Origin of the sequence: Hydrogenophaga sp. PML113, assembly GCF_001777155.1 — a bacterium.
Lineage (GTDB): Bacteria > Pseudomonadota > Gammaproteobacteria > Burkholderiales > Burkholderiaceae_C > Hydrogenophaga > Hydrogenophaga borbori.
This window is the reverse complement of sequence record NZ_MIYM01000003.1, coordinates 501,714-518,321: the sequence shown is the minus strand read 5'-3', so window position 1 is coordinate 518,321 and position 16,608 is coordinate 501,714. Positions and strand designations below refer to the sequence as shown.

Here is a 16,608-nt window from a genome sequence, read left to right as displayed (position 1 = left end):
TCGCATGATTGCATTCGTCTACCGGCTGTCCCAATGGGCGGCCATCATCGGCGGCTTGGCGCTGGTCGCGCTGACGCTGATGATCGTGGCCAGCGTGAGCGGCCGCGCCATGCTCGGGCTCGGCCTGGGCCCCGTTCCCGGCGACTTCGAACTCGTTGAAGTCGGCACCGCCATCGCGGTGTTCTTTTTCCTGCCCTGGACCTACCTCAAGGGCGGCCACGCCACGGTGGACCTGCTGTACATGCACCTGCCCGCCTGGGCCCAGAAGGCCATCGTGCTGGTGTGCGACCTCGTGATGCTGGTCGTGTGGTTCGTGCTCACCTGGAAGCTCTACGAAGGCATGATCGAAAAGAAGGACTACTTCGAGACCACCTTCATCCTGCAAATGCCGATCTGGTGGGCCTACGCGGCCTGCCTGGTGGGCGCGCTGGTTGGCTGCCTGGCCTACCTCGCCAAGACGGCGACCATGCTCGGCCTGGGCAAAGAGCCCGAAGGCTGGACCACCGAAGCGGGAGCGCATTGATGTCTGGCGTCGAACTCGCGGCCTGGTCCTTCCCGATCCTGCTGCTGCTCATCTTCGTGCGTGTGCCCATCGGGCTGGCGATGCTGGTCTGCGGCATGGCGGGGGCCTGGATGATCTACGGCACCGCTGATCCCATCCTGAACCAGCTCAAGCAGCTGACCTACAGCACCTTCTCCAACTACAACCTGTCGGTGATCCCGCTGTTCCTGCTGATGGGGCAGTTCGCGGCGCTGGGGGGCCTGTCGCAGGCTCTGTTCAAGGCGGCCGAGGCCTGGATCGGCCACCGCAAGGGCGGCGTGGCGATGGCCGCCGTCGGCGCCTGCGCCGGCTTCGGCGCCATCTGCGGCTCCTCGTTGGCGACCGCGGCCACCATGGGCCAGGTGGCGCTGCCCGAGCTCAAGCGCGCGGGCTACGCCGGCGGCATTTCCACCGCCACGCTGGCGGCGGGTGGCACGCTGGGCATTCTGATCCCGCCTTCGGTGGTGCTGGTGATCTACGCCATCCTGACCGAGCAGAACATCGCCAAGCTGTTCCTGGCCGCCTTCGTGCCCGGCGTGCTGGCCGCCATCGGCTATGTCATCGTCATTGCCATCTACGCGCGCCTCAAGCCCGAGGAAGTGGGCTCCATGGCGCCGGTGCCCATGGCCCAGCGCTGGAAGGCCACCGTGAAGGTCTGGCCCGTGCTCACCATCTTCCTGGTGGTGGTCGGCGGTATCTACCTGGGTTACTTCACGCCCACCGAGGGGGCGGCCGTGGGCGCCTTTGGCACCGGCCTCGCGGCCTGGGCGGCGGGCGGGCTGAACCGCAAGACGCTGGTCGCGGCGGTCCTGGGCACGGCCGTGGCCACCGGCATGATCTTCATGATCGTGCTCGGCGCGGGGGTCTACAACACCTTCCTGGCCCTGTCGCAACTGCCGCAGGAGGCCGCCTCGCTGGTGTCGGGCTCGGGCCTCAGTCCCATGGTGGTGCTGGTCGCGATCCTGGTCATCTACGTGATCCTGGGCTGCTTCATGGATTCCCTGTCCATGATCCTGCTGACCATTCCGGTGTTCTTCCCCGTGGTGACGGCGCTGGACTTCGGCATGCCGCCGGAGCACTTCGCCATCTGGTTCGGCATCCTGGTGCTGATCGTGGTGGAGGTGGGCCTGATCACGCCGCCGGTGGGCATGAACCTCTTCGTCATCAACAGCATGGCCAAGGACGTGCCCATTCTGGCGACCTACAAGGGCGTGTTGCCCTTCGTGCTCAGCGATTTCATCCGCACGGCGATCCTGGTGGCGTTCCCGGTGATCGTCACCTTCGTCCTGTAGTGGTGGCGGGCATGCGTCGCCGCCGCTTGATGGCCCTGGCCGCTGCGGCGCTGCCGCTGGCGGCCGTCAGGGCGCAGTCGTTTCCGTCGAAGAACCTGCGCCTGGTCGTGCCCTTCGCGGCCGGCGGCGTGGGGGACCTGACGGCGCGCATCGTCGCCGGGCGGCTGGCCGAGGGCCTGGGCCGTTCCGTGGTGATCGAGAACCGCCCCGGCGCCGGCGGCGTGGTGGCCGCGGAGACGGTGGCGCGCGCGGAGCCCGACGGCCACACGCTGTTCCTCATGTCCAACGGCACGGCGGTCACCGCCGGCCTGTTCAAGTCGCTGCCTTTCGACACCGTCAAGGACTTCGCGCCGGTCTCCACGCTGGGCTTTTTCGACATCGCCGTCGTGGCCCATCCCGACGCGCCGTTCAAGGGCCTGCCCGAGCTGCTGGCCTACGCGAAGGCGAACCCCGGCAAGCTCAACATCGGCAGCATCAACATCGGCAGCACGCAGCACCTGGCGGCCGAGCTGTTCAAGAGCAGCGCCGGCATCGACGCGCAGACCGTGCCGTTCAACGGCACGCCCAACCTCATCGGCGCCCTGCGCGGGCGGCAGGTGGACGTGGGCGTGGAAATCCTCGCGCCGGTGCTCGCGCAGATCCGCGGCGGCGCGCTCAAGGCCCTGGCCGTGGCGGGCGAGAAGCGCTCGCCCGTGCTGCCCGAGGTGCCCACCGCGGTGGAGTCGGGCGTGGCGGGTTTCGTGGCCTCGTCGTGGAACGCCATCGCCGCGCCGGCGAAGACGCCACGCCCCGTCATCGAACGGCTGCAGCGCGAGATCGCCGCGGCCGTGGCCGACGCCGAGGTGCAGAAGAAGCTGCGCGAGCTCAACATCGACCCGCGCTCGTCCACGCCCGAGCAGGCGGCGGCGCTGCTGGTGAACGACATCAAGCGCTGGAGCGCGGTGATCGAGCGCGCGGGCATTCCGAAGCAGTGAGGGCTACTCGTTGGACGGTGCGACGCCCTCGATGAGCCCGTCGATCACCGTCACCGAGCAGGGTGGGTGCGCAGAGGCCTGCGCCGCCACGCTCTGGTCGGCGGTCCCGCCATCGACCACGACGTCGACGAGCGCGGGTGAGGCCCCGTCGTCGGGTGGTGGGGGCCGGTACCCTGGCGGCGGCGGGCCGTCGCTGTCCTCGGTGCCGTCGTCGCTCGCCGATGGCGCGCCGCGCTCGCGGGGGTCCGACGGGCGGCCCATCCATGCCACGGCGGCGTAGAGCAGGTTCAGCAGCAGCTCCGTTGCAGGAATCAGCCCGGCCCGCAGCGAGAAGGCCGCGATGAGGATCCAGCCGGCCCAGCTGGAGTAGAGCTGGGTGTCCTCGGGAACCCCGGCCCCGGCCTGCGTGCCATTGGTGAAGCCCATGTCGCCTGTGTGGGCCCAGGCATCGCTGCCGTTGAGCGGTGCGCCGAAGGGCACCGCTGCCGCGGTGTCCGTGAAGGGCATGGTGCTGGCGAACAGGGTGTACAGGTAGAACATCGAGTACGCCTGGGCGAGCATCGCGAGCATGTTGCCCACCACCTCGCCGGTGGTGCGCAAGCGGATCGCCGCTGGCGAGCGGTTGATGAGCCTGTGCGCTGTCTTGCCCGCGCCTTCGAAGACGATGGCGCCGGTCTTTTCCCGGGCGATCTGATTGCGGCCTTCCGTGGTTTCCAAGAGCGCGCTGCGCCGCTGGTACTTCCGGTGCACCCGCTGCAGCCGCTCGATCGCGGGATCGAGCAGGGGCAGCACCTGGGCCTCGAAGCCCGCCAGCCGCAGGCGCTTTTCTGCCGGGCTCAGGGGACTCTCCAGAATGCTCGCCTCGATGGCGCTGCGGATGTTGACCAGCTCGAACAGCGAGGGCGTGACCGCCAGGCACTTCTTCAGCGCCACGGCTTGTTCCTGCTTCCAGGTCTGGTGCAGGCCCGGCTTGTCGGCGCCGTGCTGGATCCCGGCATTGCCCAGCATGTGCAGGCTCATGGTGGAGATGCCGGCGAGCTGGCCCATGGCGGCCGACGCCAGGAAGTCCGACAGCGCGAACAGCCCGGCCTTCTGGGCAAGGGTGGCGGGCAGTTGCTCGATCCACGCGCGCAGGTGCGGCGCCAGGCTGCCCGAGAACAGGTACACGATCGAATAGCTGAAGAAGGCCAGGTGGAAGTGGCCGTTGCGCAGCCAGCTCCCCAGCAGGGGGTGTTCGCGGAAATCGAAGCACAGTGGCGTGCCCTTGTCCTGCTCGGCCTGGGCCCGGGCGATCACGCCATCCACCAGCTCTTGCAGGGCGGCGGCGATTTCCTGGGTCTGTTCCGCATCGCCCCGCGCCGAGGCCACGTACCACATGCCCAGCAGGGTGACGTAGTTGTCGAAGGCCGCCTTGTCCGGGGCCTGCGGGCCGCCGTAGTTGGCGCCGGGGCCGAAGGCCACGGTCTTGGCCACCGTGGCGTGCAGGAAGGAGGCGATCAGATCGAACCCCGCCGCACCCACGAGGAAAAAAAGGCGCGGATCGCTCTGGGACAGCGAGGGCAGGAAGCCCCACAGCGAGGCCCAGGCCTTGGCCAGCATGAAGGACACGCTGAACCCCAGGCTGCCGGCGCCACAGACGGCCCTGACCTTGTCTCCGGTGGGGACCACCGCCGCGCTGGCGGGGGCGGGCACGGCGGCCACCTGCTCCAGGGCGGTGCTCAGCAGGTGGTGGATGTACGCCTGCGGGTCCTGGCGCCATTGGCGTGTGCGTTTGCGGCTCAGCCCGGTGTAGGCCGCGAAATCCGCGGGTGTCAGGGGGCGTTTGTTGGGGTTGTTGATGGTTCGCTGGTTGTGCTCGGGGCTGAACTTGTGGGGCTTGGCGCTCGTCTTTGGGTGCATGCGGCGCTCCGTCAGGCCAGCGTGGTGCGGGGCCCGTGGGCGCCATCGCGGGGTGCCTGGCCGGCGCTGACCCCCTCCCAGACGAACATGCCCGCCAGCAGGGTGGCTCGCCATTGCTTCACCTGCGCCGCCATGCCGCGCAAGGCCTGGGCCAGCCAAGGGCCGGTCATGTCCTCGCGCAGCGGCACTCCGAGCATCAGCACCACCGCGTCGCTGCCCTCGTCGTAGCCGAAGCGAACGCCAGGCTGGTGCCAGGTGAGCAGTTGAAGGGCCAGCAGCTGCCGGTAGACCTGTGCGGGATCCTCGGCCGTGATGCGGCCAAGTTCCGCGAGCACCAGCATCGAGGCACTGGATTCGTGGTGCGTCACTTCCAGGCTGATGCCATCGATCTCGACGGTCTCCTCCTGGCCCATGCGCTCGGTGTTGTCCAGGCGCAGCTCCCGGCTGGCGTGGCGGCACAGGTCGTCAAAAAAAACGGCGGTCACAAAGGGACTCCTCTTCATCGGGGTTGCACGCGGTTCGCGTGTGGCCCTGTGTCGGGAGCGCACCCATATGGTTCCGAAGGCCGTCGGCCCTATGGCCGATGGTCATCACAATGTCATTGATCTGAAGGCCGCCTCTCTGCGGCTGGCGTGCCAGGCGCGCCGCCGCTAGCCCGCCGCGCGCAGGAACCGCTGCAAGGCCTCGGCGCTCACCGGCTTGTGCAGCAGCGTGAAGCCATGGCGGTTCGCCTGCTCGATGCGCTCGGCCGACATGTCGCCCGTGACCATGCAGACGGGCAGGGGGCCGAGGTGCCGCGCGCGCAGCCCCAGCAGCAGCTCCAGCCCGTCCATGGAGGGGTCGAGCATGTAGTCGCAGATCACCGTGTCGATGCGCATCGGCTGCGCCTCGCACAGGCGCAGGGCCTCGCTGGCGTTGGCCGCGCTGAGCACCTGGTGGCCCCACGACGTGAGCAGGTGCGTGGTGGCGAGCAGCACCTGTTCGTCGTCGTCGATCAGCAGGATGTGCCGGCCGGTGCCCGCGGGCGGCGGATCGTCGGGGGCCGGCGCCTGCTCCTGCCGCTGGGGGTCGCATTGCGACAGCCGCACGGAGAACATCGAGCCCTTGCCGGGCATCGAGCGCACGTCGAGCCGCGCGCCCAGTTGGGCGGCCGCGCGCCGCACGATGGACAGGCCCAGGCCTTCGGAGCGGCCATCGCGCGTGGGCGCGGTGTCGACGCGGAAGAACTCCTGGAAGATGGCATCGATTTTTTCGGGCGGGATGCCGATGCCCGTGTCCCATACCTGCACCTCGACGCTGGCGCCGCGCCGGCGCGCGCCCAGCACGATGCGCCCCTGCTGCGTGTAGCGCACGGCGTTGGACACCAGGTTGGTCAGGACGCGGCGCAGCACCGTGGGATCGGCCAGCACCCAGGCGCGGCTGGGCACCGCGTGCAGGCTCAGTCCCTTGCGCGCCGCCATGGCCGCGAATTCCGACACCATGTCGTCGAACGGCGCCTGCAGCGGCGTGGGGCGCGGCTGGAGCGGCTTCTGCCCGGTGCCGTGCAGGGAGGCGCCGAGCAGCATGTTGAGCAGCTCCATCAGGCTGTCCAGCGAGGCGCGCATGCGCTGCACGATGGGCACGAAGGGTTTGCTGGACAAGGGCGAGGGCGCGTGGCTCAGGCTGCGGATGGTGGTGAGGAACAGGCCGAGCGCGTGGATGGGCTGGCGCAGGTCGTGACTGGCCGAGGCCAGGAAGACGGACTTGCCACGATCGGCCGCCTCCGCGCGTTCGGTCTGCCAGCGCAGGTCGACGAGCAGGCGGTCGATGCGGCGCTGGGCCTGGTAGCGGTAGCTCATGTCCTGGATCAACACGGCCTGGCAAGGACTGTCCCCGTCCATGAAGGTGATGGCCTGGATCTGCATGGGGGGCTTGTCGTGCGCGCCCGGGAGCAGGGACAGGCTCAGGTCGATGGGCTGGCCGCCGCCCGCCCAGGCCTCAGGCGGAACGCCCAGCCGGTCCAGCACCTGCGCCAGCGACAGGCCGACCAGCTGCTGCCGTTCGAGGCCGGTGTGGCGGCTGGCGATCGGGTTGGCGTCCGTGATGACGCCCTGGTCGCACAGCAGGATGCCTTCGATGCCGGCCTCGAACAGGGCGTTGAGCCGCTCCAGCGTCTGGCGCAGGGCCTGCATGCCCCGGTGGCGCAGCGTGACGTCGCGGGTGAGCGTGGCCATGCGGTTCATCTGCCCGGGCCCGCCTGGTATTGGCCACAGCAGCACATCCATGACGCGGTCCTCGCCTTCGCCGCTGACCAGGGGGCGTTCGTAGCGCACGGGCCGCAGGGTGCGAAACGCCTTGGCCCGAAACGGCGCGGTCATGGCGTGGTTCTCTTCCCCCATCACGGTGAGCACCGAGCGGCCCTCGGCCTGGTCCGGCGTGGTGCTGTAGAAGCGCGCGAACGACACGTTGGTGAAGAGCATGGTCTCGCCCTCGGTCACCATGGACATCAGTTCCTGCAGCTGGTCCAGGGTATGCCGAAGGTGCCGCAGCGTCAGCGCGCGGCGGCCGCGCCGTTCCTCGACGTCCGACAGGTCGACGACGGTGCACAACCAGTCGCCGTTGCCCATGGGCGCCAGGTCGGCGTGCAGCAGGCGCGCGCCATGGCCGTGGGCGGCGGGTTCAAGGCGCAGGCGCCCGTGGAACGGCTCGCCACGCCGCAGCGGTTCGGACAGCTCGCCGCCAGCGTCGAAGGCCCGCCGCCATTCGGCCTCGCCCTGCCCATCGGCGCCCAGCAGCCCCTGCAGGGCCGCATTGGGCGTGAACCGCCAGGGGCTGGGCCGCAGTACGGCGGCCAGGCCCCCTATCTGTTCGATCCAATCGGGTGAAACCGTCGCACCGTGGTTCATGGGATGGAGCCCGCTCGGCATCGCTGTCGGTGCCCGTCGGCGCAGCGTGCGATGCTCGCGTTCATCCCTGTTCCAGCACTTGTCGCAGTAGATCGTGTTGCACGGGCTTGTGCAGCAGCGATAACCCCAAGGCCCGGATGTTCTGGGCCACGGGCACCGAGGTGTCGGCCGTGAAAACGTGCACGGGCACCGGCCGCACCAGACAGGCGCGAACGGTGCCGATGAACTGCGCCGCGTCGACCTGCCCGCCCAGGTGGTAGTCCGAGAGCACCAGGTCGATTTCCTCCGCGTGGGTAATGGCCAGCATGACCGCCTGGTCCTGGTCGGCCGCGCACCAGACCTGGTGGCCCCAGGCCTGCAACAGCTGCTGCATGGCCTGCAGCACCATGGCGTCGTCGTCGATGACCAGCACCCGCCTCGGGGCGCTGCTGGCCCTTCGTTTCGCGGCGGGCGAGGGCGGCGGCGCCAGCGGGGCCGCGGCGGGCGTGCCGCGGGGCACGGTGATGGAGAACATGGAGCCGCGCCCGGGCGCCGAGCGCACGTTCAGCCGGGCATCGAGCAACTTGGCCGAACGCTTCACGATCGACAGCCCCAGGCCGAGGCCGCGCAGGCCGCTGTCGCTCGCGCTGGCCGGGCTGACCTGGTAGAACTCGCCGAAGATGGCGTCGAGCTGGTCGGCCGCGATGCCGATGCCGCTGTCCCAGACCTGCAGCTCCACGCACGCGCCGCGGGGCCGCGCGCCCACCAGGACCCGGCCCTGCCGGGTGTAGCGGATGGCGTTGGAGACCAGGTTGTCCACGATGCGGCGCAGCACCACCGGGTCGGTGAACACCCAGGCGCGGGTGGGCACCACGTCCAGGCGCAGGCCTTTGCTGCTGGCGGCATCGCCGAGATCGGCCGCCAGCTCGCCGAACAGGGGGGCGAGGGGCACCGCGATCGGGTGCACCACCACCGCGTTGGCGTCCAGGCGCGAGACGTCGAGCAGCGAGTTGAGCAGGCGGCCCAGCGCGTCCAGCGAAGCGCCCATGCGCCGCGTCACTTGCTCCAGCGCGGGCAGCGGCAGGTACCGCGACTGGACGAGGGTTTCCAGGCTGGTGAGGAACAGGCCGAGCGCGTGGATGGGCTGGCGCAGGTCGTGGCTGGCCGCGGAGAGGAAAAGCGACTTGGCGCGGTCGGCCGCTTCGGCCCGGTCCCTCTGGGCGCTCAGGTGGTTGATGAGCTCGTGGATGCGCGCCTGCGCTTCGCGCCGGTCGCGCACGTCGCGAACGATGGCCATGCGCATGCGCTGGCCCTTGCGCTGCACGGTGCGCCCGATCAGCTCGACCGCGATGCGTGTGCCGTGCCGGTCGACCAGGTGGCATTCCTGGGCTTCGTGCGAGGCCGCGTCGGCGTGGGCCAGGCAGGCCGCCTGGTCTTCGGTGGCGATCAGGTCCAGGAAACGCCGCTCGCGCAGCGCTTCGGCCGTGGTGGAGAGCAGGCGGCAGGCGGCGGGGTTGGCATCGACGATGCGCTCGTCCATGTGCACGACGATGGCGTCGCTGCTCGCGATGACGAAGCGGCGCAGGCGCTCCTCGGAGGCGGTCAGCGCGGCCATGGTGGCGTGGTAGGCCGTGGTTTCCAGGGAGTCGAGCAGGTGGCCGCTGGGGCGGCCCTGGCTGTCGATGAGGGTGCGCAGCGTGCCCTCCAGCACGCGCAGCTGCCCCTGGTCGTCGTGCGCGCGCCAGATGAAAGGCCGCGCGCCGCCGGCCGGCTGGATGGCCTGGATCTCCTGGCGCAGGTGCGCGAACAGCGCCGGGCCGAACAGACCGAGCGCCGCCTGGCCCACCGGGTTCTGCTGGTACGGGACCAGCAGCCGCAGCAGGCTGCCGGCCGCGAAGGCGCAGCGCAATTCGGGACTGGTGTCGAGCTGAATCACCAGCAGCGGCAGGCTGTCGACCATCTCCTGCAGCTGCAGCAGGGCGTGGCCGGTGGTGTCGTGGGCCGCCTGCAGGTCGCTGATGTCGGCGAGCTGGCAGAGGTGGGACAGGCGCGCCGCCTGCCAATGGCCTTGGCAGCGCACATGCACGGGCTGGCCGTGGGCGTCGTCGAGCAGGCGCAGGCTCAAGGCGAAGGGCCGCGTCTGGCGCAGGGCCGCGAGCAGGGCGGCGCGGGCGGCGGGTGCGACGATGGACCAGTCCGACCAGTGGCCCGGCAGGCGCGCCTCCAGCGCCCGGCTGGCGGCGCTCAATGCCGTGGGGGTGCCGCCGAACGGCACGGTGAACCGGGCCCCGGGCGGATCAGGGGCCTGGACGTTCATTGACCACGCATCCACGACAGTGCCAATCGGCGTTGAAGTTTGATGGGATTCTGACCACGCAACCCCGCTTTGGGAAGCTGGCCCGGCGGCGCCGGCACCGGGGTGGGGCGCCGCCCAGGCATGCCTATGCGCCGGTGGGGATTGGCTCCGGCGCCCAAGCGCACTAGCATCGCCGCACCGGCCGGGAGCCGCGTCAGGAGCGGTCCATGAGCGATGCGTCGAGCCTGTGGGTGGAGTTGGTCAAGGTGTCGCCCAGCCTGCTGATGGCCCTGGTGGTCATCGTGCTGCTCATCGCCAACGCCGACGCCATCGCGCGCCTGCTGAAGAAGGCGTCCAAGGTCAGCGCGCTGGGCATCGAAATCGAGGCCTCGGCGGCGTCCCTGGACAAGGCGGTCGAGCTGCGCGGCCTGGACAACGTGGTGAGCCACCGGGCGCGCATGGCCGTGCTGCGCCGCCTCTCGGCCAATGCGGCCCTGCTGCGCGGCGCGCGCGTGCTGTGGGTGGACGACCAGCCGCCCAACAACCGCAACGAGCGGGCGCTGCTCGAGACGCTGGAGTTGCGCATCGACCTCGCCACCACCAGCGCCGCCGCCGAGCAGTTCCTGCGCAACCACCACTACCTGCTCATGCTCACCGACGTCCGGCGCGAAGGGCGCCCCGACGAGGGCATCCGCTTCGTGCAGGGCCTGCCGGCGAAGGGCTTGCTGCTGCCCGCCATCGGCTATGTCGGTACGGACCAGGGTGGCCTGGCGCGGCCCGCGTTCTTCTTCGGCATGACGAACCGCCCCGACGAGCTGATGCAGCTGGTGTGCGACGTGGCCCAGCGAGAAGGGGTCTGAGCGTGTTCGTGCAGCGCTGCATCAAAGGGATCTGGGGGGGGCCGGGCGGGCTGGCCGGCGAGAACGACGCCGATGCCGATCGCATCACGCAGGGCGGCGAGGGCATTCGCAGCAACTGGTGGCGCAACCGGGGGCAGCCCGCGCCCGAGCAGGTGGAGGGGCGGCTGCGCGCGCACGAACTGCACGACCACATTCACCGGTACGCCAGCGCAGGGCACCTCACGCCCTTCATCTCGCTCACCGCGGGCAGCGTCGAGCGCGACCGCGTGGCGAGCATCAACCGGCTGCTCACGGCCGAGGAAGTCGCCCTGCGCTTCGCCACCGACTGGGGCCGGCGCCCGGGGTACCTGTTCCACTGCTGGGTGCTGGTCGGCCTGAACCCGGCGGTGGAGGTCCAGGCCGTCGCCGAAGAGGTGCGTGAGCTGCACACCTACACGCGGTGGTCCGACTTCCAGCTCGAAGGCGAGATCACCGCCAAGCTGCTGGTGCCCTCGCACCAGATCGAGCGCTGGGCGTACTGGGACATTTCCATTGACCCCGCGGCGCCGCTGAGGCAACACACCAACCCGCGTTACCGGCCCCCCGAGCGCGTGTCCAACCTGCGCGAGGCCCTGGCCCGATGACGCTGCTGGAAGCCATCACCCGGTACGCGCCACCGGACGAAACGGACGAGCTGCGCTCCACGCTGCAGGCCCGGCTGCGGTACCTCCTCGCACGGGCCGAGGGCCTGCACGAGGCGGGGCGTGCGCCGGATATGGCGATTGCCACGCTCTGGCTCGACGCCTGCGAAACGGCCAGCTTCCTGGGCGACGACAGGGCCGCGCGCCGGGCCTTGCGCGGCGCCGCGCGCGCGCTCACGCTGGCCGGCAATCCGTTTGGCGAGACCTTGCGCGCCGCCTTTCTCGGCCGCTCGCCGCCGCGGTTCGTGGCGTCGGAGGGCGTGGACGAGGTCGCGCCAGTACAGGGTGCCGAACGGGCCTGGGCCGTCTTCAACAGCGCGCAACGCCAGCCATGGAACGACGAGGCCCAGGCGGCGCAGCGGAGCGGCTTCACCGGTGCCGAACGGTTCGGGCGCCTGGGCTGGACCCAGGACGAACTGCTGTCGGTGCTCACCGAGGGCCGCGAGCAGCGCCGGGCCTTCTTCGCCACCCACCTGCTGGCGCAGTTCCACGCCTTGCGCGCGGCCCAGCGCAACACCGACCTCTGGAGGCGCCAGCTGGCGCCCGTGGCCCTGTTCGACATGGAACTGGCCGTGCTGATCCGCCATGGCCTGGCCGAGCGCTGGGGCGAGGTGAGCACCCCTTGGACGGCGCAGACCGTGGAGGACCCCGAGCGGCGCGACTTCATGCGGGCCTATCTCGACAGCGTGTCCCGCCTGATCGAACCCGAACCGGGCGGCGAGCTGCCGATCCGGGTGGAGCAGCCGGTCTGAGCCCGGCGCGCGGCGGTGGCCATTGACGCCCGGCGGCCTCGCGGCGAGCATCGCCCCATGTCGCTCGATACCTGGCTCATCTACTTGGCCGCCGCCATCGGCCTGTCGCTGTCGCCCGGCCCCAACGGCCTGCTCGCGCTCACGCACGGCGCCCTGCACGGGCGCCGGCTCACGCTCTACACCATCGCGGGCGGGGCGCTGGGCTTCGTGCTGGTCATCGCGCTGTCCATGTTCGGCATCGGCGCGCTGCTCAAGACCTCGCTGGTCTGGCTCACGGTCTTGAAGTGGGTGGGCGGCGCCTACCTGGTGTGGCTGGGCATCCAGGTGTGGCGCTCGCCGCCGCTGGGCGAGGGCATGGCGCAGGCGGCGGCGCCGCGCAGCGGGGCCTCGCTGTTCCGCCAGGGGCTGCTGTCGGCGGTGAGCAATCCCAAGGCCGTGCTGTTCTTCGCGGCCTTCCTGCCGCAGTTCATCGACCCGGCGCGTGGCCTCTTCACGCAGTTCGTGCTGATGGCGGGCACCTTCGCGCTGGTGGAGATCCTCACCGAGCTGTTCATCGCCAGCGCCGCGAACCGCATCCGCCCCTGGCTGCAGCGCACGGGCAAGGCCTTCAACCGGGCCTGCGGCGGCGTGTTCGTGGCCATCGGCCTGGCCTTGCCGCTGCGCGGCTGAGGGCCCGTCCTGGCCCAGCCGGCGCGCGGCGGGGCCTTCAGAAGTCCGTGTTCACCGTGGAGCGGGTGAAGGCCTCGTTGTGGTCGATGAGCTCGTCCAGGGCCTTCGCGGCCAGGGTCTCGTCGCCGTCGGCGATGGCCTGCGAGATGCGGGCGTGCAGCACGGCGATGGGCTGCGTGTCGTCGGCCTGGCGGTGGTGCATGAACCAAAAGCGCCGCGACAGGCCATGCATGAGGCCCATGGCGCCGCTGGCGAATTCGTTGCGCGCGGCGCGCAGCGACAGGTCGTTGAAGGCCTTGTCGGCGCGCATGAAGCGCGTCTGGTCCTTGGCCTTGGCGGCGGCGTTGAACTCCTTGGCCAGTTCGGCGAACTGCTGGCGCTCCTGGTCCGTGGCGCGGCGCGCGGCGCAGCGCGCCACCAGGCGCTCGACCTCCCGGCGCGTTTCGAGCAGCCGCAGCTGGCGCTTGATGTCCAGCGCCGACACCAGCACGCCGCGCTGCGGCAGGATCTGCACCAGGTGTTCGCGGGCCAGGCGCTGCAGCGCCTCGCGCACCGGCGTGCGCCCGATGCCCAGGCGGGCCGACAGCTCGGCCTCGCTGAGCGCGGTGCCGGGCAACAGTTCGAGCTGGACGATCAGCGCCTCGATGCGCTCATAGGCCTGCGTGGTGAGGCTGCGGGGCCGGGCCGCGGGCGCTGACGCGTCGGCCGGCGGGGCGGCCTTGCCGCTGGCCTTCTTCGCGGTGGCCCGCGGGGTGCTGGGGGTCCCTGGTGTCTTTTTCGCCGTCGCTTTGCTCATGGGCGCGATTCTCCGGAAAGTTCTCCGTGGTAGGCATGGTGCACGATGCGGGCGTAGGCCTCGTTGGCCGGCCCCCCTGGCCAGGCCTTGGTCAGCCGCGTCACCGCCAGGCCGTCCGACACCAGCTGGGCCAGTTGTGCCGGCCCGACGCCGAAACTTATCAGATCGCCGGCCAGGCCCAGCCGGCGCACCAGCGCGCGCGTGAGCACCGGCGCCTGCCGGGCCAGGGCCAGCGGGTCATCGCCCGTGGCGCCCGCCAGGCGCGCGATCTCGGCGAGTTCGTCGCGCCGCGTGTCGACCAGCGCGTCCATCACGTAGGGCAGCATCACCGCGTTGGTGCTGCCGTGGCTGGCGTGCGTCAGTCCGGCCAGCGCATAGGCCAGACCGTGCACCGCGTTCAGGCCCGCGGTGGCGTAGGACATGGCCGCGTACAGGCTGGCGCGGGCCATGGCGTTGCGGGCGGCGCGGTCGTGCGGTCGCTCGAAGGCCGTGGCCAGGTGGGTGAAGGTCAGCGCCGTGGCCTGGCGCGCGAATTGAACGGTCAGTTCGTTGCGGCCGCTGTAGCCGGGGTCGGGGTCCTCGCCGTTGTCGAAGCGCGCCGCGTCCAGGGTCAGCCAGGACTCGATGGCGTGCGTCAGGGCGTCCAGGCCCGCGTCGGCCGTGACGCGTGGCGGGCAGGTCCAGGTCAGCTCCGGGTCGATCAGCGCGACCGCGGGCCGCAGCGCGTTGGCCATCAGCGCCACCTTGGTGGCGCTGCCCGGCTGCACCAGGATGGCGCCGGGCGTGATCTCCGAGCCGGTGCCGGCCGTGGTGGGCACGGCCACCAGCGGCAGCGGCGCCGCCGGCCAGTTCGCGCGGTCCATCAGCTCGGCCACGGGCCGGCCGCTGGGCAGGGCGACGCTGAGCGCCTTGGCCAGGTCGATGTTGCTGCCGCCGCCCCAGGCGATCAGGTGGTCGGGCCGCGCGCCCTGTTCGCGCACCCAGGCGCTGGCGCGGTCGGCCAGGGTGGTGGATGGGTCGGGCTCGCCGCCGTCGAACACGCGCACCGCGATGCCCTGCGCGCGCAGCGCCGCCAGCACCTCGGCCAGGGCGGGGCTGTTCTGCTGGAACCAGGCGTCGGTGACGACGAGGGCCTCGTGCCAGCCCAGGCTTTTGCAGAGCGGTGCGAGGCGGTGGCGGGCGCCGTCGGCGCAGATGACGCGGGGCGGCGTGTACAGGGCGACGGGCTGGTCGGAGAGGGGCTGCTGGGACATCAGGGTCAAAACGGATAGGCGTTGCGGAAGGTCTGTGAAACTATTGAAACACGATTGATATGTTACTTGTATGGCAAATCCTTCCATCGACCGATCGGCACAAACCCTCGAATGCAGGCTGGTGGGGCAGGGCGCTCCCCTGCTGCTGCTGCACGGCATCCAGGGCACGTCAGAGGCCTGGGCACCCGTGCTGCCCGCGCTGCTGGCGCGCCGCTGCGTGCTGCCCAACCTGCCCGGGCGTGGGCTGTCGCCGCGCTGGCGCGCGGACCAGGCCTTGTCGCACGCGCGCTACTACCACCTGGACCACTACGCCGACCTGGTGCACGCGCTGGTGACCGACCTGGCGCAGCGCACCGGCTCGCCGGTGGCCCTGGCCGGCTGGAGCATGGGCGTGAGCGTCATCCTGAACCTGCTGGCGCGCCATGGCGATGCCGCGCTGGAGCGCCTGGTGCTCGTGTCGGGCACCGCCTGCGCCACGCCGGGCGCGGTGTGGTTCCGCGGCGAGACGCCCGAGGCCCTGGAGCGTGAGGCCCGCGAGCGCGCCGAGCGCCTGCAGCTGAAGGCCGTGGCCGATGCCGACGCGGTGGCCGCCAGCTGGGCCTCGGTGCGCGGCGCCGACCTGCGCGCGGCGGCGCGTGGCATCCGACGCCCGACCCTGGTGGTGCACGGCGACCGCGACGGCGACTGCCCGTTCGAGCACGGCCGCTGGCTGGCCGATCACGTGCCCGGCGCGGCCTGGCTGCCCTTGCCAGGGGTGGGGCACTCGGTCATGGCCCAGGCGGGCGAGGCCCTAGGGTCTTCCATGAGTGCCTTCCTCGGTTCTTGACATGCGTATGATCGACTTCTACTATCCGACTAGTATGTTAGTTGGATTGCACAGGAGACGAGACCATGATGACTGAAAAGCAGCGCCGGTTCCGAGAGAAGTACAAGGGCGGCATCAGCCCCTTCTACAACGGCATCGTCCACACCAGCGTGATGTTCGCCGCTGGCATCGCGGCGCTCTGGTATTGCGCGCAGCGGCTCGACAACCCGACCTGGGAATGGCTGCTGGTGCTGCCCGTGTTCCTGGCGGGCAACTTCATCGAGTGGTTCATGCACAAGTACGTGATGCACCGCCGCATCGACGTCTTCGCGCTGCGCGCCATCTATGAGCGCCACACGCGCGAGCACCACCAGTACTTCACCGACAACGACATCACCATCGACACGACGCGCGAGTTCCGCATCGTGTTCTTTCCCTGGCGCGTGCTCATCGTGCTGGGCGTCTTCGGCACCGGCCTGGGTTGGATCGCGGCGCAGGTCTTCAACCCCAACGCGGGCTACATCCTGTTCATGACCATGGTCTGCCACTACCTGGTCTACGAGGTGTTCCACCTGTGCTGCCATGTGCACGAGAACTGGTTCGTGCGGAACATGCCCTTCATCAACACCATCCGCCGCCACCACACCGCGCACCACAACCAGGGGATCATGATGCACAAGAACATGAACCTCAGCTTTCCCATCTTCGACTGGATCATGGGAACCAGCGACCTGGACCGCGGCCTGATCGGCACGCTGTTCAATGGCTACGACGAGCGCTACATCAAGCCCGAGTTGAAGCCCATCGTCGCGCGCTTTCGCAACAACGAAACGCAGGAGCAGCGCGTCACGCTCGACGGCCCCGAGCTGACCGCCGAGGAAAAGCAGGCCCTGGCCTGAACACACGGGCCACCGCCTGAACACATAC

General features: G+C 70.3%; 15 protein-coding genes. 9 read left to right on the top strand and 6 right to left on the bottom strand.

The annotated features are described in order from the left end of the window. Positions 1-4 precede the first annotated feature (4 nt). From BHU06_RS08445 to BHU06_RS08435, 3 genes are read left to right on the top strand one after another with little or no spacing between them, the layout of a single operon-like run. Positions 5-523, top strand: coding sequence for a TRAP transporter small permease (locus BHU06_RS08445; RefSeq protein ID WP_070398694.1), 519 nt, complete (start codon positions 5-7; stop codon positions 521-523). Continuing rightward, on the top strand, positions 523-1,833 hold the full coding sequence (locus tag BHU06_RS08440) for a TRAP transporter large permease (protein WP_070398693.1): 1,311 nt from the start codon (positions 523-525) through the stop codon (positions 1,831-1,833). The genes BHU06_RS08445 and BHU06_RS08440 overlap by 1 nt, the downstream gene beginning before the upstream one ends. A gap of 11 nt (positions 1,834-1,844) precedes the next feature. Further along, complete coding sequence (locus BHU06_RS08435) at positions 1,845-2,807, top strand: tripartite tricarboxylate transporter substrate binding protein (protein WP_070398758.1); 963 nt, start codon at positions 1,845-1,847, stop codon at positions 2,805-2,807. 3 nt (positions 2,808-2,810) lie between these two features. Here the strand turns inward: BHU06_RS08435 and BHU06_RS08430 are convergent, their stop codons facing one another. The 4 genes from BHU06_RS08430 to BHU06_RS08415 all read right to left on the bottom strand — a co-directional run bounded on the left by BHU06_RS08430 (position 2,811) and on the right by BHU06_RS08415 (position 9,887). Beyond that, positions 2,811-4,706 carry a hypothetical protein gene (locus tag BHU06_RS08430; protein WP_070398692.1) on the bottom strand — a complete coding sequence of 632 codons (1,896 nt, stop codon included), beginning with the start codon at positions 4,704-4,706 and terminating at the stop codon, positions 2,811-2,813. A gap of 11 nt (positions 4,707-4,717) precedes the next feature. After that, complete coding sequence (locus tag BHU06_RS08425; RefSeq protein WP_070398691.1) at positions 4,718-5,191, bottom strand: CesT family type III secretion system chaperone; 474 nt, start codon at positions 5,189-5,191, stop codon at positions 4,718-4,720. Positions 5,192-5,356: 165 nt separating this feature from the next. Further along, a complete protein-coding gene (locus tag BHU06_RS08420; protein ID WP_070398690.1) occupies positions 5,357-7,591 on the bottom strand; it encodes an ATP-binding protein in 2,235 nt (744 codons plus the stop codon). Positions 7,592-7,652: 61 nt separating this feature from the next. Then, positions 7,653-9,887 carry an ATP-binding protein gene (locus BHU06_RS08415; RefSeq protein ID WP_083293115.1) on the bottom strand — a complete coding sequence of 745 codons (2,235 nt, stop codon included), beginning with the start codon at positions 9,885-9,887 and terminating at the stop codon, positions 7,653-7,655. Between the two features lie 206 nt (positions 9,888-10,093). On the opposite strand from BHU06_RS08415, the gene BHU06_RS08410 reads away from it, so the two are divergent. Genes BHU06_RS08410 through BHU06_RS08395 form a run of 4 tightly spaced genes read left to right on the top strand, consistent with a single transcriptional unit; the run spans position 10,094 to position 12,827 of the window. Then, the gene (locus tag BHU06_RS08410; RefSeq protein WP_070398688.1) at positions 10,094-10,726 is read left to right on the top strand and encodes a response regulator; all 633 of its coding nucleotides are present in this window, start codon (positions 10,094-10,096) and stop codon (positions 10,724-10,726) included. Positions 10,727-10,728: 2 nt separating this feature from the next. Continuing rightward, positions 10,729-11,349, top strand: a complete 621-nt coding sequence (locus BHU06_RS08405) for a hypothetical protein (protein WP_070398687.1) — start codon at positions 10,729-10,731, stop codon at positions 11,347-11,349. After that, complete coding sequence (locus BHU06_RS08400) at positions 11,346-12,158, top strand: hypothetical protein (protein WP_070398686.1); 813 nt, start codon at positions 11,346-11,348, stop codon at positions 12,156-12,158. Before BHU06_RS08405 ends, BHU06_RS08400 begins: the two co-directional genes overlap by 4 nt. Before the next feature lie 57 nt (positions 12,159-12,215). Continuing rightward, the gene (locus BHU06_RS08395; RefSeq protein WP_070398685.1) at positions 12,216-12,827 is read left to right on the top strand and encodes a LysE family translocator; all 612 of its coding nucleotides are present in this window, start codon (positions 12,216-12,218) and stop codon (positions 12,825-12,827) included. 37 nt (positions 12,828-12,864) lie between these two features. On the opposite strand, the gene BHU06_RS08390 is transcribed toward BHU06_RS08395, so the two are convergent. Together BHU06_RS08390 and BHU06_RS08385 are read right to left on the bottom strand one after the other, a co-directional pair. After that, the gene (locus BHU06_RS08390; RefSeq protein ID WP_070398684.1) at positions 12,865-13,623 is read right to left on the bottom strand and encodes a GntR family transcriptional regulator; all 759 of its coding nucleotides are present in this window, start codon (positions 13,621-13,623) and stop codon (positions 12,865-12,867) included. Continuing rightward, positions 13,620-14,876 (bottom strand): iron-containing alcohol dehydrogenase, encoded by a 1,257-nt coding sequence (locus tag BHU06_RS08385; RefSeq protein WP_070398683.1) that lies wholly within the window; start codon positions 14,874-14,876, stop codon positions 13,620-13,622. The genes BHU06_RS08390 and BHU06_RS08385 overlap by 4 nt, the downstream gene beginning before the upstream one ends. A gap of 70 nt (positions 14,877-14,946) precedes the next feature. Between BHU06_RS08385 and BHU06_RS08380 the strand changes: the two genes are divergently transcribed. Together BHU06_RS08380 and BHU06_RS08375 are read left to right on the top strand one after the other, a co-directional pair. After that, entirely contained in the window at positions 14,947-15,702 is a 756-nt protein-coding gene (locus BHU06_RS08380; RefSeq protein WP_070398682.1) for an alpha/beta fold hydrolase, read from the top strand. 65 nt (positions 15,703-15,767) lie between these two features. Continuing rightward, on the top strand, positions 15,768-16,580 hold the full coding sequence (locus tag BHU06_RS08375) for a sterol desaturase family protein (protein ID WP_070398681.1): 813 nt from the start codon (positions 15,768-15,770) through the stop codon (positions 16,578-16,580). Positions 16,581-16,608 lie beyond the last annotated feature (28 nt).

Coding starts and splice junctions, on each gene's coding strand:
- BHU06_RS08445 (WP_070398694.1), top strand. CDS start 5: ATGATTGCATTCGTCTACCGGCTGTCCCAATGGGCGGCCATCATCGGC.
- BHU06_RS08400 (WP_070398686.1), top strand. CDS start 11,346: ATGACGCTGCTGGAAGCCATCACCCGGTACGCGCCACCGGACGAAACG.
- BHU06_RS08440 (WP_070398693.1), top strand. CDS start 523: ATGTCTGGCGTCGAACTCGCGGCCTGGTCCTTCCCGATCCTGCTGCTG.
- BHU06_RS08390 (WP_070398684.1), bottom strand. CDS start 13,623: ATGAGCAAAGCGACGGCGAAAAAGACACCAGGGACCCCCAGCACCCCG.
- BHU06_RS08430 (WP_070398692.1), bottom strand. CDS start 4,706: ATGCACCCAAAGACGAGCGCCAAGCCCCACAAGTTCAGCCCCGAGCAC.
- BHU06_RS08420 (WP_070398690.1), bottom strand. CDS start 7,591: ATGAACCACGGTGCGACGGTTTCACCCGATTGGATCGAACAGATAGGG.
- BHU06_RS08395 (WP_070398685.1), top strand. CDS start 12,216: ATGTCGCTCGATACCTGGCTCATCTACTTGGCCGCCGCCATCGGCCTG.
- BHU06_RS08375 (WP_070398681.1), top strand. CDS start 15,768: ATGATGACTGAAAAGCAGCGCCGGTTCCGAGAGAAGTACAAGGGCGGC.
- BHU06_RS08415 (WP_083293115.1), bottom strand. CDS start 9,887: ATGAACGTCCAGGCCCCTGATCCGCCCGGGGCCCGGTTCACCGTGCCG.
- BHU06_RS08435 (WP_070398758.1), top strand. CDS start 1,845: ATGCGTCGCCGCCGCTTGATGGCCCTGGCCGCTGCGGCGCTGCCGCTG.
- BHU06_RS08380 (WP_070398682.1), top strand. CDS start 14,947: ATGGCAAATCCTTCCATCGACCGATCGGCACAAACCCTCGAATGCAGG.
- BHU06_RS08385 (WP_070398683.1), bottom strand. CDS start 14,876: ATGTCCCAGCAGCCCCTCTCCGACCAGCCCGTCGCCCTGTACACGCCG.
- BHU06_RS08410 (WP_070398688.1), top strand. CDS start 10,094: ATGAGCGATGCGTCGAGCCTGTGGGTGGAGTTGGTCAAGGTGTCGCCC.